16 protein-coding genes are annotated in these 20319 nt (G+C 40.9%); all 16 read left to right on the top strand.

Annotated elements, in window-relative coordinates; translation table 11 throughout:
• The first annotated feature begins 2 nt into the window (after positions 1-2).
• The gene (locus RHS_RS01015; RefSeq protein WP_047832102.1) at positions 3-767 is read left to right on the top strand and encodes an alpha/beta fold hydrolase; all 765 of its coding nucleotides are present in this window, start codon (positions 3-5) and stop codon (positions 765-767) included.
• 21 nt (positions 768-788) lie between these two features.
• Positions 789-1655, top strand: a complete 867-nt coding sequence (locus RHS_RS01010) for an AraC family transcriptional regulator (protein WP_044297461.1) — start codon at positions 789-791, stop codon at positions 1653-1655.
• Between the two features lie 119 nt (positions 1656-1774).
• Entirely contained in the window at positions 1775-3118 is a 1344-nt protein-coding gene (locus RHS_RS01005) for a glycoside hydrolase family 30 beta sandwich domain-containing protein (protein ID WP_047832101.1), read from the top strand.
• Positions 3119-3215: 97 nt separating this feature from the next.
• Positions 3216-4214 (top strand): LacI family DNA-binding transcriptional regulator, encoded by a 999-nt coding sequence (locus RHS_RS01000; protein WP_027294395.1) that lies wholly within the window; start codon positions 3216-3218, stop codon positions 4212-4214.
• A gap of 117 nt (positions 4215-4331) precedes the next feature.
• Positions 4332-4454 (top strand): hypothetical protein, encoded by a 123-nt coding sequence (locus RHS_RS29815; protein WP_255348045.1) that lies wholly within the window; start codon positions 4332-4334, stop codon positions 4452-4454.
• A gap of 1126 nt (positions 4455-5580) precedes the next feature.
• A complete protein-coding gene (locus RHS_RS00995; protein ID WP_047832140.1) occupies positions 5581-7050 on the top strand; it encodes an ABC transporter substrate-binding protein in 1470 nt (489 codons plus the stop codon).
• A gap of 1 nt (position 7051) precedes the next feature.
• Positions 7052-7948, top strand: coding sequence for a carbohydrate ABC transporter permease (locus RHS_RS00990; RefSeq protein WP_027294392.1), 897 nt, complete (start codon positions 7052-7054; stop codon positions 7946-7948).
• The gene (locus RHS_RS00985; RefSeq protein ID WP_027294391.1) at positions 7948-8778 is read left to right on the top strand and encodes a carbohydrate ABC transporter permease; all 831 of its coding nucleotides are present in this window, start codon (positions 7948-7950) and stop codon (positions 8776-8778) included. The genes RHS_RS00990 and RHS_RS00985 overlap by 1 nt, the downstream gene beginning before the upstream one ends.
• Positions 8779-8782: 4 nt before the next feature.
• Positions 8783-10450 carry an alpha-glucosidase gene (locus tag RHS_RS00980; protein ID WP_047832100.1) on the top strand — a complete coding sequence of 556 codons (1668 nt, stop codon included), beginning with the start codon at positions 8783-8785 and terminating at the stop codon, positions 10448-10450.
• Between the two features lie 183 nt (positions 10451-10633).
• Positions 10634-11836, top strand: a complete 1203-nt coding sequence (locus tag RHS_RS00975; RefSeq protein ID WP_027294389.1) for a class I SAM-dependent rRNA methyltransferase — start codon at positions 10634-10636, stop codon at positions 11834-11836.
• Between the two features lie 466 nt (positions 11837-12302).
• The gene (locus RHS_RS00970) at positions 12303-13697 is read left to right on the top strand and encodes an MATE family efflux transporter (RefSeq protein WP_047832099.1); all 1395 of its coding nucleotides are present in this window, start codon (positions 12303-12305) and stop codon (positions 13695-13697) included.
• 204 nt (positions 13698-13901) lie between these two features.
• Positions 13902-14633, top strand: a complete 732-nt coding sequence (locus tag RHS_RS00965) for an NAD-dependent deacetylase (RefSeq protein ID WP_395020960.1) — start codon at positions 13902-13904, stop codon at positions 14631-14633.
• Positions 14634-14781: 148 nt separating this feature from the next.
• Positions 14782-15807: a tRNA preQ1(34) S-adenosylmethionine ribosyltransferase-isomerase QueA gene (gene queA, locus RHS_RS00960; RefSeq protein ID WP_027294386.1), complete on the top strand. Its 1026-nt coding sequence runs from the start codon at positions 14782-14784 to the stop codon at positions 15805-15807.
• A gap of 236 nt (positions 15808-16043) precedes the next feature.
• Positions 16044-17969 (top strand): EAL domain-containing protein, encoded by a 1926-nt coding sequence (locus RHS_RS00955; protein ID WP_047832139.1) that lies wholly within the window; start codon positions 16044-16046, stop codon positions 17967-17969.
• Positions 17970-18000: 31 nt separating this feature from the next.
• Positions 18001-18423: a thioesterase family protein gene (locus tag RHS_RS00950; protein ID WP_047832097.1), complete on the top strand. Its 423-nt coding sequence runs from the start codon at positions 18001-18003 to the stop codon at positions 18421-18423.
• A 496-nt stretch (positions 18424-18919) separates the two neighbouring features.
• Positions 18920-20284, top strand: coding sequence for a uroporphyrinogen decarboxylase (locus RHS_RS00945; RefSeq protein ID WP_047832096.1), 1365 nt, complete (start codon positions 18920-18922; stop codon positions 20282-20284).
• Positions 20285-20319: the final 35 nt, after the last annotated feature.

Below are 20319 nucleotides of genomic sequence, written 5' to 3'. Positions count from 1 at the left end.
GAATGAAGTCCAAAATGAAGATGAGTTTATGGAAAAAAATAGCCATAATAACGGCAAGTGTGCTGGTAGTTATGGCGGGAGCATTTTTTATTTATACAGGGAGTTACTATCATGCGGAACATCCTGTTTTAACAGAAGCGCTGGCGCAGGCTGACGGCAGCAAGGGTGTGGACATTACAAGTAAGGGAAACAGTTATTTTTTTACTCCATCCGATCAAAAACCGGAAACGGCGCTGATCTTTTATCCAGGAGGAAAGGTAGAGTATACTGCATATGCAGATCTTATGCAGATCATAGCGAAAAAAGGATACCTTTGCATATTAGTGAAAATGCCGTTTAATCTGGCTGTCTTTGATATGAATGCTGCCAAGGATTATATGGATACATATGATACAATTAAAAACTGGTATGTGGGAGGCCATTCTCTGGGCGGTGCCATGGCTGCAGAATTTGCAGCAAAGTATAGCAGCCGGCTGGCGGGGCTTATCCTACTGGGCGCTTATCCAGCATCCGATCTTAGCAGCAGCAGTCTGAAAGTACTCAGTATGTATGGAAGCATGGATCAGGTCATGAACCGGGAGAAGTTCAAAGAAGGTCTGAAAATGATGCCAAAAGTGCATGAAGAAATCGTGATAGAGGGAGGAAATCATGCCCAGTTTGGCAGTTACGGAAAACAAAAAGGAGACGGCGAAGCTGCAGTTTCCCAGGAAGAACAGCAGAATACAGCAGCAAAAGAGATTACCGGATTTATGAGTGATAATCCGTAACACAACAAAGGAGAAATGATTGTGGAGTCCTATACACATGAATTTATAGAACCGAATGATGCGATTGACATTAATCTGAATTATTCTATTGACGAGGGAAGTGTAGTTCCCAAACACTTTCATGACTGGATTGAGATTGTTTATCTGGTGAAAGGCAGTTTGGAAGTGTATGACAACAACCGGATGATTCCTTTGAAAGAAAATGATTTCGTGATAATTAATACAATGAGCATCCACTCCACCAGATGCATTGGCGGGAATCAGGCTATTTTACTGCAGATTCCCATTGCATTTCTGAAAAAGTTTATGCCGGATGTGGTAAATTACAGCTTTGAAATAGACCTGGATACGGAGGATGAGCGAGTGAAAACCAGACTTAACAGAATCCGAATGCTTATGCAGGACCTGCTTCTTGCATATGAAATAAAAGCAGAAGGATATATATTTCGCTGTTATAGCCTGGTCTTTGAACTGCTCTATATCTGTATACATTCTTTTTCGCGGCGGATAGATGAAGTGACCATGATGAAATCACAGAAAAACCAGCTGCGGATGCGGCAGATTATGGACTATGTGAACCGGCATTATAACGAAGAAGTTACGCTGCATGATATCGCCGATACAGTAGGGTTAAATCAGATATATTTCTCCAGATTTTTTAAACAGCAGACAGGGATCACATTTCTGGAATATCTGAATACAGTTCGAATGGAGAAAATCCACAAAGAATTGCTGTATACCGATTATTGTATCAAAGATATCCTGGAAAAAAATCATTTTTACAATTACAAACTCTTTATGAGAATGTTTAAAAATGCCTATGGCTGTACACCAAAAGAGCTTAGAAAACGTATCTCAGCCGGAAATCCGGAAACAGGCCGATTTTAAAAGTTAAAATCGACCTGTTTTTTCGTTTGATTTGAACCTACACAAAACGAAGGATAATTGTTATATTAGGACTAACAAAAACAATTAACCGGATAGATATTAGAAGGGAGAAGCAATATATGAAAACTGTGACCCATGTAATGAGCAGGGAAAGTGATTATTGGAAAGAAGTGGAGGTGAAAAGCAGGGGAGAAAGTAAAGATACCCTTTTGCTTACAACAGATTACCGCCAGAAAGTACTTGGATTCGGAGGCTGTTTTAATGAACTGGGATGGGATGCACTGCAAAAAACAGATGAAGATACAAGGGAAGCTTTTATCAAAGAATTATACGGAGAAGAAGGCTGTGCTTTTTGTATGGGAAGGGTCCCCATTGGTGCCAACGATTTCAGTCTGGAATGGTATAGCTGTGATGATACCGATGGGGATTATGAACTGAAGGATTTCAATATTGAAAGAGATAAAAAATATACACTGCCCTTTATTAAAGCCGCCCGTAAGTATTGTCCGGATTTAAGTATTTTTGCATCGCCCTGGAGTCCGCCCATCTGGATGAAGACAAAGAAAGCTTATAATTTTGGAAGAATCCGTATGGAAGAAAAAGTATTGGATGCCTATGCCAGATATTTTGTGAAATTTGTGGAAGCATACAGGGAGCAGGGGATACCTGTGGATATGGTTCATGTTCAGAATGAGCCGATGGCGGATCAGAAGTTCCCTTCCTGCCTCTGGTATGGTTCTGATATGCGGGACTTTATCAAAGGATATCTGGGGCCGGAATTCGATAAGAGCGGACTGGACACCCAGATCTGGCTTGGAACTATTAACGGGCCTTTTGTAGATTTCAGATGGCCGGGAAACGGTGCCCCTTATCATGAATTCTATGATCAATTTGCCAATACCATACTGTCAGATAAGGATGCCAGAAAATATATCACTGGTGTGGGTGTGCAGTGGGGCGGCAAACATCAGCTGGAGCAGATCGAAGCAAGTTTTCCTGAAATGCATATCATGCAGACTGAGAGTGAGTGTGGAGACGGCTTAAATGAGTGGGAACAGGCGGAATATATTTTTATGCAGATGTGGTATTATTTCCGCCATGGTGCAGAGCGTTATACATACTGGAATATGGCATTGCCGGAAGGGGGTATCTCTACATGGGGCTGGTGCCAGAATTCCCTTGCAACCGTAGATCCCGAAACAGGAAAATTAACCCTGCAGCCGGAGTTCTATCTGATGAAGCATTTTTCCCATTTTGTGAAACCGGGAGCCAGAATAATCCGTACGACCGGATACTGGACCTCCAATGCTATTGTATTTGAAAATCCAAATGGGGAAGTGGTCATAACCCTGATGAATAGTATGGACCGTGACCGGGAATTTACCTGTGAATATCCGCAGGGGCAATTTACGGCTGAGATTCCGGCACACTCTATTCATACCTTTGTTGTTAAGCCGGAATAATGTAAGGGGCGCTTTGGCGCCTCTTTTAAAATCTGTTTACATATTTTCCTGCCCGTGCTAAAATGAATGAAACATATTTCATAAGGAGTTGGTAATTATGGCAAGTATTCGTGATGTGGCTAAAAAGGCCAATGTGGCAGCCTGTACAGTTTCCAGAGTATTAAACGGTACAGCCCATGTGGCACCGGAGACGAAAATGAAGATAGAGCAGGCGATGAAAGAATTAAATTATATTCCAAATGAGCTTGCCAGAGGAATGTTTCGGCAGCGGGCAGGGATCATTGCTATGTTAGTGCCGAATATCCGGCATCCGTTTTTTTCGAGTCTCGCTGGATATATGGAGAAAGAGCTTTATGAATGCGGATATAAGCTGATGCTTTGCAGTACAGATGATGATTTGGAACGGGAACAGGAATACATGAATATGCTGAAATCCAATATTGTGGATGGCGTGATTATGGGAGTGAACAGTCTGGACGACAGTGAATACGAGTCTTTTCAAAAGCCTCTGGTCATGTTGGATTATCAGGTAAATCAACAGATTCCGGTAGTTGCTTCCAATCATGGACTGGGCGGCAGGCTTGCAGCTGAAGAATTTATCAGAAGCGGATGCAAATCAGTGATTCATATCTGCGGAGAGTCGAAGAAAAAGGTTCTTTCTTATGAATCACATGAAGAATTGGAGCGGGTACTTCAGGAGCACAAAATTGCATGCAGGAGAGTTACTATCCCCTGGAACGATTTTGATTTTGACGGATATCTGGGCCTGGCGAAAACAATTTTGCAGGAATCTCCGGAGATAGACGGTCTGATGTCAGCAGACATGCCCTGTACGGCGTTTTTGAAAGCAGCAGTGCAGTTAGGAAAACGAATCCCGGAAGATTTCTGTGCAGTGAGCTATGACGGAACCTATGTAGTAAATATGAATCTTATAGATATCACAACAATAAAACAGCCGGTAAAAGAGATAGCAAAGCAGACGATTGCCGTATTGAAATCCTTGCTTGAGGGAAAAGCCCCTAGGCAGAACAGGTATGCATTAAAGGTATCTCTGGTAAAAGGCAGTACCACTAGGACTGCAACGAACAGTTTATAGTGGCTTATGGCTCATAATTCAATACAATTTTATGGGTTATTACTTGGATTTGAGACTCCTGCTGGTTTATTATATTTGGGTTTTGCTGAGGAAGGGGACGCTTTGTAGATGTAGGTAGTGTACGGAAAGATGGGTGTGGGAAACTGGCATGGGCTCCGTCAGCTGGCCGCAGAACTGGTATTTTCTAACCTTTCCGAAGCGCTTTTTGGCGGCACGCGGGTATTCACCGAGAAATCCTGATGCATTTCTCGGTTCAGTACCCGCTTAGTATCCGATGGGAGCCAGTCGAATACTATCCGCCAAAAAACACTCCGGAAAGGTAAGTAAATACTCAGCTCTGCTCTACGCTTCCTCCGCCCATACCAGTTTCCCACGCCCATCTTTCCGAGATAGCATCCGTTGATACAAAGCTGGTTTTCTCAGCCTGGTGGAGACCCTTGGGTTGTGACGGTCTGTTCGTTTTTGGATGCAGCAGAGTGTGTTACGGCAGTTCAGTGTGAAAGGGGGATGATAAGACGAAATTTTACCTGCTTTCCTGATCACAGACTTAACTGGATGTAGGTTCTATAACCACAAATATACTGTAGTAGAATTTAGAGACAGTTCACAGTGATAACATCCAGCTGGTTTATTGGTTTTTAAGTTTTCTATGCCAATAGCGTACAGCATGCCACAACCCCAGGGTCCCATCATGTTGAGAAAACCAGCTTTGTATCAACGAATGCTATCTCGGAAAGAGAAGGAGGCGGGCCAGGACATTGGTTTGGAATGCGTATAGCAGAGCTGAGCATTTACTTACCTTCCCGGAGTGCTTTTTGGCGGATACAATTCGACTGGCTCCCATCGGATTGTAAGCGGGCAGTGAGCTGCGAAATGCATCAGGATTTCGGAGCGAATGCCCGCGTGCCGCCAAAAAGTGCTCCGGGAAGGTTAGAAAATGCCAGTTCTGCGGTAAGCCTTCCAAACCAATGTCCTGGTCCGCCCCCTTCTCTTTCCGTACACTACCTACATCTACAAAGCGTCTTAATCAGCAAAACCCAAATTTAATATGAAATTGTTCGCTCCAGACAGCATTGCACCAATTAACAGTGATGCAAATGTACTAAAATAGAAACAGTGATTTTGTATATTTCGATGAAACGGTTGGAATATCCTCAAATATATTGACAGTAATCCCAAAAAAGAGTAGTATGAAATACATAAGAAACATGTTTCATGGAAATAATCATTGAAAAAAGCTTGAATCCAGGAACTCATCATTTTAAAAGATAAGTGTTAGAAATATGTTATGGTTCATGAGGATCACCATAGCATATTTTTATAAGAGAAATGAAACATGTTTCACTTAGAAGAAAAGGAGAAGGACATGAAAAGAAAATTTCTATTGGGAGCCACGCTATTATTATGCATGGGACTGTTCACCGGATGCGGCGGGAAAGATTATGATTTTTATATTTTCAATGTGAAAAGTGAAAATGCGGATGCACTGGAAAAAGTATGCAAGGCCTATGGAGAAGAGACGGGTCAGAAAATTAAAGTCTTTTCGATTGGTACCACAGACGGTATAGACCTTTTAAGGGCAGATATGAATTCCAATCACAAACCGGCGATCTATTCCGTGAATGCGGAAACAGTGCCGGAATGGGAAGAGGGAGGATTCTTAAAGGATCTTCGGGAAGCATCCACTCCTGAGATGCGGGAGCTTGCAGAAAGTATTCCCCAGGGGATGCAGCTGTCTTCCGGAAACGGAACGAACTATGGCATACCTTATAATGTGGAAGGTTATGGATATATTATAGATACGAAGATGGTAGATGCTTTGTTTGGGGAGAAGAACACCATGAACTGGCTGGAAGATTTTAAAACAGCCACCTATGATGAATTTGAAGCACTGGTAACAGCCGCTGACGATTACATAAAAAATGGTACAGGTGGAACTGTTCATTTGAGCGGAAATGAATATACTTTCCAGCCGGAAAAAAATGAAATTTCTAGTCAGCTCAATGGTGTCTTCTCCGTGGCAGGAGCTGAGAAATGGACTTATGGTGACCACATGAGCAATTTTGCATTAAACGCAGTGCTTGACAGCCTGTCAGCAGCGCAGAATGCTACCGATGAACAGGTGGATGAATTAAAAACACCCCTGGAAAAATCCATACAGGTGGAGGAACTGATGACTAGCCATGCGGCAGGGGCAAAGGGGACATTAAAGAGAAGTCCTGATTTTATTAACTCCACAACCAGCGGATATGATCAGGCAATCCAGATTTTCGCAGATCATAAATCCATTTTTATCAAGCAGGGAAACTGGGTATACAGCAATATAGAGAAGATTAATCCGGAAATTGTCAAAACCATTACCATGCTGCCTGTGAAAATGCCATTTACCCAGGAGGATATCAAGATACCGGGAATGACTGTAGAAAAATTTAACAGCTCAGTACCGGAATTTGTTCCCAGTTACTATGCCATCAATAAAAAAGCAGAGCCCGAAGAGCAGGAAAAAGCAGAAAAATTCCTATACTGGCTGAATACATCAAAAGAAGGCCAGGATTTTATTATCAATGATTTTGCTTTCATCCCATTTACCGCAGATGCATCCGTAGAATTTGAAAATCCCTTAAATAATGCACTGATTGGATATCTGAGGGAGGGAAATGTGTTGTCAAACCCATTTAACGGAGCACCGCCTACCTGGGGGCAGGAAGTGTATGGCAAGATCCTGATGGAACAGTATTTTATCAAGGAAGACTGGGAACCGGATGCTTATGAAAAGATTGCAGATGAATGTATCAGCCAATGGAAAGCCTTAAGAAAATTAGGGGAGGAAGATTAAGATGGAAAAATATTATAAGAAATGGTTTAAGCCGTTGCTGCTTCCGGCAGTCATACTGTTTGTAGGAGTTATTATTATACCTTTTATCATAGGTGTGTTCTATTCATTTTCCGCATGGAGGGGAACTTATTTCCACGGCGGGGCAAATGCATTTGAATCTTTTGTAGGACTTCGTAATTATGCTAAAGTATTTCAGAACAGCCAGTTTCTGGACGCTTTGATTTATACTTTAAAATTCACCCTTATGGCAGTGATTGCCGTGAGTGTGGCAGGCCTTGTTATGGCGATGATGATCAGTATTTTAAGAAAGGGCAGCGGTGTTTACCGTACGATCTTTTTTATGCCGAACCTTCTTGGCGGGCTTGCGCTTGGCTTTATCTGGCAGTTTATATTCCAGATCGTATATTCAAAAATGTTATTTGGAGAAGAGGGACTTCTGCATATTCCATTTTTAACGAATATGACCCAGGATTCCACAAAAACCCTGGTTGCCCTGGTCATCATGGTAGTCTGGCAGATGGCGGGCTATATGATGCTGATCTTCGTGGCCGGAATCAATAATATTTCCAGTGATTTGTATGAGGCAGCTTCTATTGACGGAGCAGGAGCATTTACCAAGTTCAGAAAAATCACGCTGCCAATGCTAATGCCGTCCTTTACCATTGTATTATTTTTGACCTTATCCAATTGCTTCAAACTGTTAGACCAGAACGTAGCGCTTACAGATGGTAACTTTAATACCAGACTTCTGGCATTACAGATCTTAAGAACGACAAAGGATACCAGACCCCCGGATTATGGTCTTGCACAGGCACAGGCAGTCATATTTTTTATCTTAATTGCAATTGTTGGATTGATACAGGTATCCTACACTAAGAAAAAGGAGGTTGAAATGTAATGAAAAGAAAAGCAGGAGCAGTTCTCGTACGCATTTTACTGGTCATTATGGCAGTATATACTTTGTTTCCAATCGCATTTCTGGTTTTGAACTCCTTTAAGAGCCAGGCTGAAATTGTAGATTCACCTATGGCACTTCCGGCGGTATGGACCCTGGATTATATTAAAAGTGCCCTGAATCAGATTCATTTTGTACAGGGATTTGGAATTACCCTTTTCATCACTGCAGTTTCGGTGTTTGTCCTGGTTATCGTATCTTCACTTGCTGCATGGATGATGGTAAGAAATAAAACGAAATGGTCTCAGGCAGCATTTTTACTGTTCACGGCTGCCATGCTGATTCCTTTTCAATCAGTCATGTATCCGCTACTCAGTGTATTTGATATGCTGCAGCTTCGGAATCTGGCAGGGTTGATTCTAATGTATTGTGGTTTTGGACTGAGCATGTCGGTTTTCTTATACCATGGTTTCTTAAAAAGCGTTCCCCAGTCTTTAGAAGAAGCGGCTGCCATCGATGGGGCGACCATTTTTCAGATGTTTTTCAAGGTGGTATTTCCCATGCTGAAATCCACCACGGTTACGGTAATTATTTTAAATGGTATCTGGATCTGGAATGATTATCTGCTGCCATTTCTGACTATCGGTAATTCAGAGTATAAGACCCTGACCCTGGAGCTTTATTTTGCAAAAATGGTATCAGGACAATACAGTAACTCCTGGGAACTGATTTTCCCGGCGGTACTGGTTACGATTATTCCAATTATTATCGTATACCTGTTTTTACAAAAATATATTATGAAAGGAATTGCCGATGGGGCAGTAAAGGGATGATACCATGGAAAAAAAATGGTGGAAAAGCGGGATTGTATACCAATGTTATCCGAAAAGTTTTCAGGATTCCAATCATGATGGCATTGGGGATATACGGGGAATTATAGACAGGCTGGACTATCTGGAGGATCTTGGAGTGGATGTCCTGTGGATCTGTCCGGTATATAAGTCTCCTATGGATGACAATGGTTATGATATTTCTGATTATTATCACGTAGACGAAAGCTTTGGCACGGATGAGGATCTGGACCTTTTGATCACGGAGGCAGGAAAAAGAGGTATAAAGATATTAATGGATCTGGTCGTAAACCATACTTCTGATGAACATGTCTGGTTCCAGGAAGCATTGAAAGATCCCCAGAGTGAATATGCAGATTATTATGTCTTTAAAGAAGGGGCAGATGGGGGGCCCCCTAATAACTGGCGTTCCTATTTTGGCGGTTCCGCCTGGGAAAAAGCAGGAGATAACCGTTATTATTTACATGCATTCAGTAAAAAGCAGCCGGATCTGAACTGGGAGAACCCGAAACTGCGGGAAGAGATCTATAAAATGATCAATTACTGGCTGGATAAAGGCATTGGAGGATTTAGAATCGATGCCATATCCAATATTAAGAAAAATTTTGAAGCCAATAACTTTGAACCGGACGGAGAAGACGGACTTTGCTTTGTGGGAAAAGGCATCGCCAATCAGCCAGGGATAGAGGTATTCTTATCTGAATTAAAAGAAAGAACGTTTCAGCCCCACAACAGTATGACGGTAGCTGAAGCAAATGTCCCGGACTATCTGCTGGATCAGTTTATTGGTGACAATGGGTTCTTTTCCATGGTGTTTGATTTCAGTTATGCAGATATTGATATTCCACAGACCGGGGAATGGTATAAGCCTTCAAACTGGACACTGAAGGATTTAAAGCACAATATTTTCCACAGCCAGCTGGAAACTCAGAAAAGAGGGTGGGGAGCCCTTTATCTGGAAAATCATGACCAGCCTCGTTCTGTTAATAAATATTTGCCACAGGGAGAGATAAATTATCATAGTATCACTATGCTGGCTTCGCTCTTTATGCTGCTTCGCGGAACACCCTTTATTTATCAGGGACAGGAAATCGGTATGTGCAATATTCCCATGGACAGCATGGATGACTATAATGATCCTGCAACAAAGGACCAGTATCAGCGTGCGGTGGAAGCAGGAATGACACCGGAGCAGGCATTTAAACTGGCAGGCAAAAGAAGCCGCGATAACAGCAGAACACCAATGCAATGGAGTAATGAGAAAAATGCCGGTTTCTCCGATGCAGATAAAACCTGGCTCAAAGTAAATGAAAATTACCCCGAAGTAAATGTGGAGTGTGAGTTAAAAGATGATAAATCCGTTCTGAACTATTACAAAAAATTAATTCAGCTGAGAAAATCCGGAGAATATAAAGAAATTCTGACAGAAGGGGAATTCATTCCCGCTGATACAGAAGATGAAAATGTAATTGCCTATAGGAGAGTGACTGCAGAGGGTGAGGTTTTAGCTATACATAATTATCAAAATAGAGAAGCCAAGATGGTACTAGAAGGCAGCTGGGAAAATATTCTGAGTAATTATGGAGATATGAAGCTGGAAGGAGACCGGGTTTTACTGAGGGCATATGAGGCATTAGCAGTTGGAAGAAAGTAGTCAGTGCTGCGCAGAAACTTTTTAAAATAGATGTTCCTCTCTAAGAAAATGGAATTATGTTTACATGCTGCTCTAAATGAAATATAATAGCACAAGAGTATGTTTTATAAAATGCTGCTGACTTCATGGGACTGTTTTGTAGTCCGGAGTTAAATTAGAAAGTTAATGGAGAGGAACAACAAAATGGAACAGACAGTTGTGAGAATAAAAAAAGGCGAAGGCCGCTTATTGAAATCCGGAGGAATGTGGATTTTTGATAATGAAATTGACCGGATTGAGGGAGATTTTATCAATGGGGATATCGTCTGTGTAGAAGATTTTGACGGATATTTTCTTGGACGTGGATTTTTGAATACCAGATCAAAAATTACAATCCGAATGATGTCCAGAAAGAAAGATACACAGATTGATGATGCATTTTTGGAGATGCGTGTGAGAGATGCCTGGGAGTATCGTAAGGCAACTGTGGATACATCAAGCTGCAGGCTTATTTTCGGAGAAGCAGATTTTTTTCCGGGACTCGTTGTGGATAAATTTGCGGATGTTCTTGTAGTGGAGTCACTGGCACTGGGCATTGACCGTTTAAAAGTAAAGATACTGGATTTGCTGAAGAAAGTTCTGAAAGAGGATGGCATAGATATTCGTGGTATTTATGAGAGAAGTGATGCAAAAGTGCGCCTTCAGGAAGGTCTTGAAAGAACGAAGGGCTTTCTTTCAGATCCTTTTGATACTAAGGTGGAGATTGTAGAAAATGGAGTAAAATATATCGTAGATGTGGAAGACGGACAGAAGACAGGATTTTTCCTGGATCAGAAGTATAACCGCCTTGCAATCCAAAAACTGTGTAAAGGCAAAAAAGTTCTGGATTGCTTTACCCATACCGGCTCCTTTGCGCTAAATGCGGGAGTGGCAGGAGCATCAGAGGTCCTGGGGGTAGACGCATCCGAACTTGCGGTGTTACAGGCAAAAGAAAATGCTGCTTTAAATGGTTTGGAAGAACGTGTCTGCTTCCTTTGTCAGGATGTATTCGAACTGCTTCCGGAACTTGAGAAAAACGGTGAAAAATTTGACGTTGTCATACTGGACCCGCCGGCATTTACAAAGTCCAGGAATTCTATTAAAAATGCGGTAAAAGGTTATCGGGAGATCAATCTCAGAGGAATGAAGCTGGTAAAAGACGGCGGCTACCTGGCTACCTGTTCCTGCTCCCATTTTATGGATCCGGAACTATTTGCCAAGACAATCCGTGAAGCGGCAGGCAATGTACATAAAAGGCTTCGGCAGGTGGAATACAGGACACAGGCAGCAGATCATCCGATACTCTGGGCAGCACAGGAATCATATTATCTGAAATTTTATATCTTTCAGGTTTGTGACGAAAAGTAGGGAATTGCTGTGAAGCCTGAATCATATAATTGCTGGGCAGTCTGAATTTATGTTGACATAGACTAAGTACTGCAATATAATAAATGAAGTGTAAAAGCACATTAAATTAGTCAGGAAAAGGAATGTTCTTATGATATGCATTTTAAGTAATGTAATGAGAAGAAGAGAAGGCTTTGGACAAAACAGAACGATGAAACGTTGTGCAAAGCCTGATAATAGATAAGCAGATGCTTGGTTTCATCGGAAATGGGCAAAAGTGTAGGATGCTATACTTCTTTTTTGTGTACCATTTTCCGGTGACAGATGCATGCGGCAAGAGGCTGTGGACGATGTTTTGTCTGCAGCCTTTTGTTTGGGAAAATATTTCCGGATAGAAGGCGGTCTCAGGCGGCCTTCTTTTTGTGGGCAAAAATATGAAAGAATGGAATTGCGGGCAGAGTAAAGCACCGTGCAGGAGGAAGAAAAGATGGAACATCAATCAAATCAAGAAGAAAATATATTAGGAACAGGGTCTATCGGCAAGTTAATTGCGAAATTTGCAATCCCCAGTGTTGTGGCGATGCTGGTTAATGCCCTGTACAATATTGTAGATCAGATTTTTATAGGAAGAGGAGTTGGTTATCTGGGAAATGGAGCCGCAAATGTGGTTCTTCTCATAACGCTGGTGACCCTTGCACTATCGCTGCTCATTGGAGATGGAACAGCAGCGTACTTTAGCCTCCGTTTGGGAGCAGGCGAAAAAGAGGATGCAGCAAAGGGTGTGGGCAATGCGATTCTGTTGATTACATCCGTCAGTGTTCTGGCAATGGCTGTGGGTATGCTGTTTTTAGAGCCGATTCTCAGAGGCTTTGGAGCAACGGATACGCTGATGCCTTATGCTAAGGATTATGGATACATCATAGTAATGGGGCTTCCTTTTATTATGGTCAGTACGTCTTTAAATTCGGTCATTCGCGCAGATGGGAGTCCCAAATATGCAATGGCGTCCATGATCATTGGGGCATTGGTTAACGGATGTCTGGATCCGGTATTTATTTTTGGCTTTGGATGGGGGATAAAAGGAGCTGCCTGGTCTACATTTATCGGTCAGATGATCTCATTCATCTTATCTGTCTGTTATCTGCGGAAGTTTCGCTGCATTAAAATTACAAAGGAAATTTTAAAATTACGGTTTCAGACGGTACGTGAAATATGCGGGCTAGGCATTTCAAGCTTTATAGACCAGCTGGCATTTTCCATGGTCATGGTTGTGAATAATAATTTAATTGTCCATTATGGTGCGGCAACGGTATATGGAAGCGAAATTCCCCTGACGGCGTATGGAATTTCTATGAAAGTTCAGGAAATTTTATTTACGGTGCTTCTGGGTATTGGAATAGGTATGCAGCCAATTGCTGGCTATAACTATGGTGCAAAAAATTATGCACGTGTAAAAAAGACATATCACATGGCAATCATAATCGGGACTGTCACATCGGTGGCAGCTACGGCACTGTTCGTATTTTTCCCGGAGCCGATTATTCAGTTATTTGGAAATACAGAGCATAAATTATATATGGAGTTTTCTAAGAAATTTTTCCAGACGTATTTCCTGTTGTATATTTTCTTTGGGTTTCAGACAATAACCGGTGTATTTTTCCAGGCGATTGGAAAACCGGCTCAGGCAGCGGCTATTTCCCTGTCATATCAGTTAGTGTTTAAAATATTGTCGGCAGTCCTTTTAACATCTGCAATCGGATTAAATGGTGTGCTGTGGTCCGGTCCAATTGCAGATCTGCTTACGTTTCTGATTTGTTTTACGCTTATAGCGATTCAAATGAAAAAGCTGGGTCAGCAAATAAGCACACAGACAGTTAAGTAAGTGTAAATTGATGGATAAGATGGTCAGGATTAGGTGAAAACCCACCTTCTTTAAGAAATTGGAAATAATTTGGATTTGAAATTAATATAGTATCAATGGTATTTTATATAAAATAATTGTATAATTATTTTAACAGAATAACATCAGGCAGTATCTTAATACAGTGAGTCTGTAATGCCTGATATAAAAGGGAAGGAGGTACCGATTATGACCAAGATTGAGCATTTGAAAAAAATACTGGAAGAAAGCCGGTATACGGTAGTATTATGCGGATCAGGGATGATGGAAGAAGGAGGGTACACGGGTGTAAAAAAACCTTTGCGGGCATATGAGATTGAACAGAAGTATGATGCATCACCGGAAGAAATCTTCTCAAGTGCTTTTTACAGTACCAGACCGGAACAGTTCTTTGATTTTTATATTCATGAAATGTTGCAGAATCCGCCGGTAATTACAGAATCCGGTCCTGCGCTGGCAGCCATGGAACAGGCAGGAAAACTCCAGTGCATTATCACTGCAAATATCTACGAGCACGGCAGGCAGATGGGATGCAAAAATATCATTAACCTTCATGGGAGCATTTATCATAACCAATGTCCGCGCTGTAAAAAAGAGTACACCCTGGATTATATGTTAAATGCCAAAGGTATGCCGATCTGTGAGACTTGCAAGATTCCCATACGCCCCATGGTTTCCTTGTTTGGTGAAATGGTGGACAGTAGGCTGATGACGAAAACAACGGAGGAAATCGAAAAAGCAGACGTATTGCTTTTGCTGGGAACAACGCTTACATCTGAAGTATTTGTCAATTATATTAAATATTTTGAAGGCAGTAACCTTGTCATCATCCACGATCAGGAACACTATACAGATACAAAAGCAGATCTGGTAATCATTGAAGAACCAAGAAAAGTATTGCCTCTGTTAGGATATTAGTATGATGTAGTAAGCAGGGATAAGAACAGGCTTTGGCATATTTTGCTAAGGCCTTTTTATACGCTCTTGAAAGGTGGATAGAACGATGCTATACTATAGAAAGTTTAAGAAAAACCATACATAATCAGAAAACATAGGAGAGCTGCACATGAAAACTTCAGATTTTTATTTTGATTTACCTCAGGAATTAATTGCTCAGGATCCATTGGAAGACCGTTCCAGTTCCAGACTTTTAGTATTAGATAGAGAGACCGGAGAAATCCGCCATCAAATTTTCAAGGACATCGCTGCGTACTTAAATCCCGGGGACTGTCTGGTAGTAAATGATACAAAAGTAATTCCGGCACGTCTTTTTGGGACGAAAGTGGGAACAGATGCAAAGATTGAGGTACTTTTACTCAAACGGAAAGAAAATAATATTTGGGAGACTTTAGTCAAACCGGGAAAAAAGGCAAAACCAGGTACAAAGATATCATTCGGCGAAGGATTATTAATGGGTGAAGTCATCGATGTGGTTGAAGAAGGCAATCGTTTGATTCAGTTTTCTTATGAAGGGGTCTTTGAAGAAATCCTGGATCAGTTGGGCCAGATGCCGCTTCCTCCGTATATTACACATCAATTGAAAGATAAAAACCGTTACCAGACAGTCTATGCAAAACATGACGGATCTGCAGCAGCCCCTACAGCAGGACTGCACTTTACACCGGAACTTTTGGAAGAGATACAAAGGAAAGGGATTAAAATAGCTCACGTTACACTTCATGTTGGACTTGGAACTTTCCGGCCTGTTAAAGTAGAAGATGTGACGGAACACCATATGCACTCCGAGTTCTACATTGTAGAAGAAGATCAGGCAAAATTGATCAATGATACAAAGAAAAACGGCGGGAAAGTTATCTCTGTTGGGACTACCAGCTGCCGAACTCTGGAATCAGCCACGGATGAAAATGGCATCTTAAAAGCGGGAAGCGGATGGACAGAGATTTTCATCTACCCGGGTTATCAGTTTAAAATGATAGATCATCTGATCACGAATTTTCATTTGCCGGAATCCACTCTTTTGATGCTGGTTTCTGCACTTGCAGGGAAAGAGAATATTATGAATGCTTATGAGACGGCAGTGAAAGAAAGATATCGGTTTTTTTCTTTTGGGGATGCAATGTTTATAGTATGACCGCAGATATGATACAGATATGATACGGAAATGAGAGCGAAAGGCGTTAAGAAAATATTCAAGTATGGTGTTGCTTTTAGTAGTAAAAAAGTTGAAATATCAGTGATGTAGTTTAGATTGAATTCTTTCCAAATATCGGTTATAATCATTAATAATTATAAAATACAGACAACAGTTCATGGAAGACAAATACCCAGGAATACTTGTTAGATGATAAAGAGGAAGAAGGTGAAGTTTTGAGGTGGAATGTGGCAGCGGAATGTATTTCCGTAGTTTTTCTCGTTATCATCTGGTCTTATGCAAGAAAAGGGGATTTGCTTCCATCCTTGAAGAATCGTTTATTTCAATGCTGCTTTTTGGCGACGTTTTGTGCTATGGTTTCGAATATATTATCTACGGCAGCGTTGGCATTTCCCCATTATGTCCCATACCAGTTTTCCTGGGCAGTGACAATCATTTATTTTATTTCAACTCCATTAATGGGAATGGCTTATTTTTTCTATACTACAGCCACAGTATATGAAAATCACAAGGGCATTTCGAAAGTGATTGGTTGGTCAAGTATACCAGGCATATTATATCTGCTTCTGGCGATTGCTAACCTGCCGTGTAAATTACTGTTTAATATAATGCCGGACGGCACTTATACGCAGGGACCGCTTATAATTACCACCTATCTGGTATTCTACATATATTCCCTTGCGGCTATGGTTATTGTACTGATTAAGCATTCCTGGATAGAGAAAAAAATACGCCGGATATTGGCGATCTTTCCGTTTATAGCTATGATTGTTATTGTAATTCAGCAGTTATTTCCTAATATATTGCTGTCGGGATCTGCGGCAACCAGTGCTTTGCTGCTGATTTACCTTTATCTGCAAAATAAGCAGATTTCTTTTGATTATCTCACGGATATACCAAACCGGCAGGAATTTTTGAAAATGCTGGAGCTGATGATCAGGAAGAATGAAAAAACATCGTTTACGATTATCGTATTATCACTGCGTGGTTTTAAGCAAATTAATGATACCTTTGGACAGCAGAGCGGTGATGCATTTTTAAAAGCAGTCAGCGCATATCTGCATACGATTATTGAAAAACAGTATTTGTTCCGGTTTAGCGGTGACGAATTCGCCATTTTGGAAAAAAACACAGAGAAGGAAAAGATTTATCACATTATCGATACCCTTAAGGAGAGAATGACTATTCCCTGGACGGTAAAAGAATATAGCTGTATAATCCAGTCTGCAATGGGAATCGTGAGTTATCCCGAAACGGCGGATAGTGTGGAAGGTCTGATTAATGGAATTGAATATGCAGTTTCTAAGGCAAAGCAGGACCGGACAAAGGCAGTCTGTTATTGTGGACAGGAAATGATGCGGGAATTAAGACGCAGAATACAAATCGCTGAGATCCTGAAAGCAAAATTAGAAAGCAATGATTTTGATGTGTACTATCAGCCAATAGTAGATACCAGAACCAATAAATTTGTCCTGGCGGAATCGCTCTTGCGAATTCCCAGCTCACCCATTGGTGCGGTTTATCCGGATGAGTTTATACCTATTGCAGAAGAGACAGGAATGATTATTGAGATGACCTATCAGATTCTGGCAAAAGTATGCCGTTATATAAATCGTTTGATGGAACAGGGTATTGAACTGGATGGAATTCATGTGAATTTCTCAACAGTACAGTTTACCCAGATTGACCTGGCTGAGAAGGTTTTGAATATTATTGAAGAGCATCACACACCATATTCAAAAATTAAGATTGAAATAACAGAAAGTGTTCTGGCTGAAAGTGCACAGTTAGTAATCGGATTTGCGGAGGAGATGCATAAGCATGGCGTAATGATGGGACTGGATGATTTTGGAACAGGATATTCAAATATTGTATCGGTTATGGAAACGCCTCTGGATGTAATTAAAATTGATAAAAGTCTGGTATGGTCTTCTATGACAGTACCGAAATCAGCAGGGATGCTGCGCAGTATGACAGGCATTTTTCACGACATGGATTTAAAGGTACTGGCGGAAGGCGTAGAGACGCCGGAGCAGGATCAGTTTATAAAAGAATCCGGTATTGACTATATTCAGGGTTTCTTATATGCACGACCTATGCCGGGAGATGACATGCTGAAATTATTACAGGCAGAAAAATGAAGCAGTAAATGACAGGAGAGCAGGACAGTTGATGAATTTTAAAAGCTATGAGCATAAAGCTCAGTATTATGAAACAGATCAGATGGGGATTATCCATCATTCCAATTATATCCGCTGGTTTGAAGAAGCAAGAATTGACCTGATGGAACAGACGGGGCTTGGATATCAGGCAATGGAAGATGCGGGGATTATAAGCCCTGTACTATCTGTGAAATGCCAATACAGAACGATGGTACATTTTAACGACATCTTATTAATTGAGGCCAGGTTAAAAAAATATAATGGCATTAAAATGACACTGTCATACATAGTACGGGATAAAGAGACGAAAGAAATCCGCTGCAACGGAGAAAGTGAGCATTGCTTTCTTTCGAAAGAGGGAAAGCTTTTATCCTTGAAAAAAAGTAATCCTGTTTTTGATCAGATGTTTCGGGAGATCTTATGCAGGGATTGATAAAATTATAAGTAAGGGACAGCTTTTTGATACATATCATAAGTCCGGTATTTTTTATATTGTCTGTGAAGAAGCAGATTTTGGGGTTGGAAGATTTTCAACTGCAATAATGCTCATGGAAATATGGAAAATACCGGATTTTTGCAGTAATGAAATAATCAAAATAGGTCGAAAACTTTAAAAATGACTGTGTTGAAGAGGTGCAATTTAAATAAGGAGGGATAATTTGATATAATTGTTAATATAATAACAGATTTTTTGCAAAATATTTAAAATAATATATAACTTGACACAATTTAAAGCGAGTGATAGAATAATTATATACAAAATACCGAAATAAAATGGGTGGTGATTTGAAAAATAAGTGATAATCACTAACAGAAAAGTATGAGTAAAAGGAAAATGGCACAGCGGGGTGTCTTTTTTTTAATACTTTTATAAGATTTGCAGGGTTAGTGGAAACTAAAAACGGATCAATTTAAAGGAGGTATTATTAATGGGTGATGTTGAACAATTAAGGCAGGAGAGAACCCGGATATTTCAGGATGTATTTGATAACAAGATTCCAAAACGTGTACCGATTAATGTAAGTCTGACGCTGGAAGTTGTTGCGGGATATGCGGGAGTGGATGGAAAAGAAGCAGCATGGCATCCGGAGATTCTGATGCAGGCTGCAGATGAATTGTGCCAGAAAGTGCCATCCGATATCTGCGTATTCGGCGGTACGATCCGTATGCCGGATTCTTATCAGGCGCTTGAATCGAATAACTTTAAAATGAATAAAGCCGGGCTTATGCAGCATCCCAACACAGTAGGTCTATTGCCGGAAGAATATGATGATTTTATTGAGAATCCATTGGATTGTCTGATTGAGAGGATTCTACCCAGAAATTATAGTGCACTGGATTTTGAAAAAGACCCGGTCAGAGCGATGTTTGCATTAAATCAGGGGATGACCGCAAGAAATCAGTATATGATGAAAAATGGCGCCATTATCGGAGCTCTGACTCAGAAATACGGCTTTTACGCGGCAGATCCTGCAACGAAAGGCATGTGTTATGCACCGCTTGATATTCTGACTGACAATATGAGAAGCTTAAGCGGCATGTGTATGGATCTTCGCAGGAAACGTGATAAAATCGCAGCTGCGGTGGAAGCAGTATATCCGTTTAATTATATGGTCGGTATTCCTAAGAAGATCAGTAATTACGGACAGGTATTCTTCCCACTGCATCTGGCGACTTATATGAAAGAAAAAGATTTTGAAAAATTGTGGTGGGAACCATTCCTTCGCCAGGCAAATGACTATGCATCCCTTGGACTTCACATAAATGCATTTTGCGAGCATGATTGGATGCGTTACCTGGATTATCTCTATGAAATGCCTACCGATACATACCTGACATTCGAGATGGGTGATGCGAAGCTGGTAAAAGAAAAACTTGGTAAGAAGCATATACTTGCCGGTCTATTTCCTCTTGGAATGCTCAGAACAGCTACCAAACAGGAATGCATTGACTATACAAAAGAATTCCTGGATATCATGATGCCGGATGGTAAATTTATCTTCCAGTTTGACAAGGGAGCATTAACATATAACGATATTAACCTTGAGAATCTGATTGCTGTCTGCGAGACTGTACGGGATTATGGGGTATACAAAAATGCGGGTGAGACTGCAGGCATGCAGTTTAATAAAGAAGATTATATGCACTCAGAAGTGGCACCTCTTCAGAGTAAGTATTACAGAACCTGGGAGCAGTATCGGGAATTAAATCCGGAGACACCGGAAAGTGCCAGAGAAGTTGTTATGAATCTGGAAAACGATATTATAAAATATCTGTATTTCTTATGTGAATAAAATTGCGGGAATATAAAACAAACGAAATAAATATT

It is taken from the genome of Robinsoniella sp. RHS, from assembly GCF_001029355.1.
Taxonomy (GTDB): domain Bacteria; phylum Bacillota; class Clostridia; order Lachnospirales; family Lachnospiraceae; genus Robinsoniella; species Robinsoniella peoriensis.
This window is presented reverse-complemented; position numbering and strand designations above follow the sequence as displayed.

Excerpts from the sequence above, each read along its gene's own strand:
- RHS_RS01015 (WP_047832102.1), top strand. The coding sequence starts at position 3 with ATGAAGTCCAAAATGAAGATGAGTTTATGGAAAAAAATAGCCATAATA.
- RHS_RS01005 (WP_047832101.1), top strand. The coding sequence starts at position 1,775 with ATGAAAACTGTGACCCATGTAATGAGCAGGGAAAGTGATTATTGGAAA.
- RHS_RS01000 (WP_027294395.1), top strand. The coding sequence starts at position 3,216 with ATGGCAAGTATTCGTGATGTGGCTAAAAAGGCCAATGTGGCAGCCTGT.
- RHS_RS00995 (WP_047832140.1), top strand. The coding sequence starts at position 5,581 with ATGAAAAGAAAATTTCTATTGGGAGCCACGCTATTATTATGCATGGGA.
- RHS_RS00990 (WP_027294392.1), top strand. The coding sequence starts at position 7,052 with ATGGAAAAATATTATAAGAAATGGTTTAAGCCGTTGCTGCTTCCGGCA.
- RHS_RS00985 (WP_027294391.1), top strand. The coding sequence starts at position 7,948 with ATGAAAAGAAAAGCAGGAGCAGTTCTCGTACGCATTTTACTGGTCATT.
- RHS_RS00980 (WP_047832100.1), top strand. The coding sequence starts at position 8,783 with ATGGAAAAAAAATGGTGGAAAAGCGGGATTGTATACCAATGTTATCCG.
- RHS_RS00975 (WP_027294389.1), top strand. The coding sequence starts at position 10,634 with ATGGAACAGACAGTTGTGAGAATAAAAAAAGGCGAAGGCCGCTTATTG.
- RHS_RS00970 (WP_047832099.1), top strand. The coding sequence starts at position 12,303 with ATGGAACATCAATCAAATCAAGAAGAAAATATATTAGGAACAGGGTCT.
- queA (WP_027294386.1), top strand. The coding sequence starts at position 14,782 with ATGAAAACTTCAGATTTTTATTTTGATTTACCTCAGGAATTAATTGCT.
- RHS_RS00950 (WP_047832097.1), top strand. The coding sequence starts at position 18,001 with ATGAATTTTAAAAGCTATGAGCATAAAGCTCAGTATTATGAAACAGAT.
- RHS_RS00945 (WP_047832096.1), top strand. The coding sequence starts at position 18,920 with ATGGGTGATGTTGAACAATTAAGGCAGGAGAGAACCCGGATATTTCAG.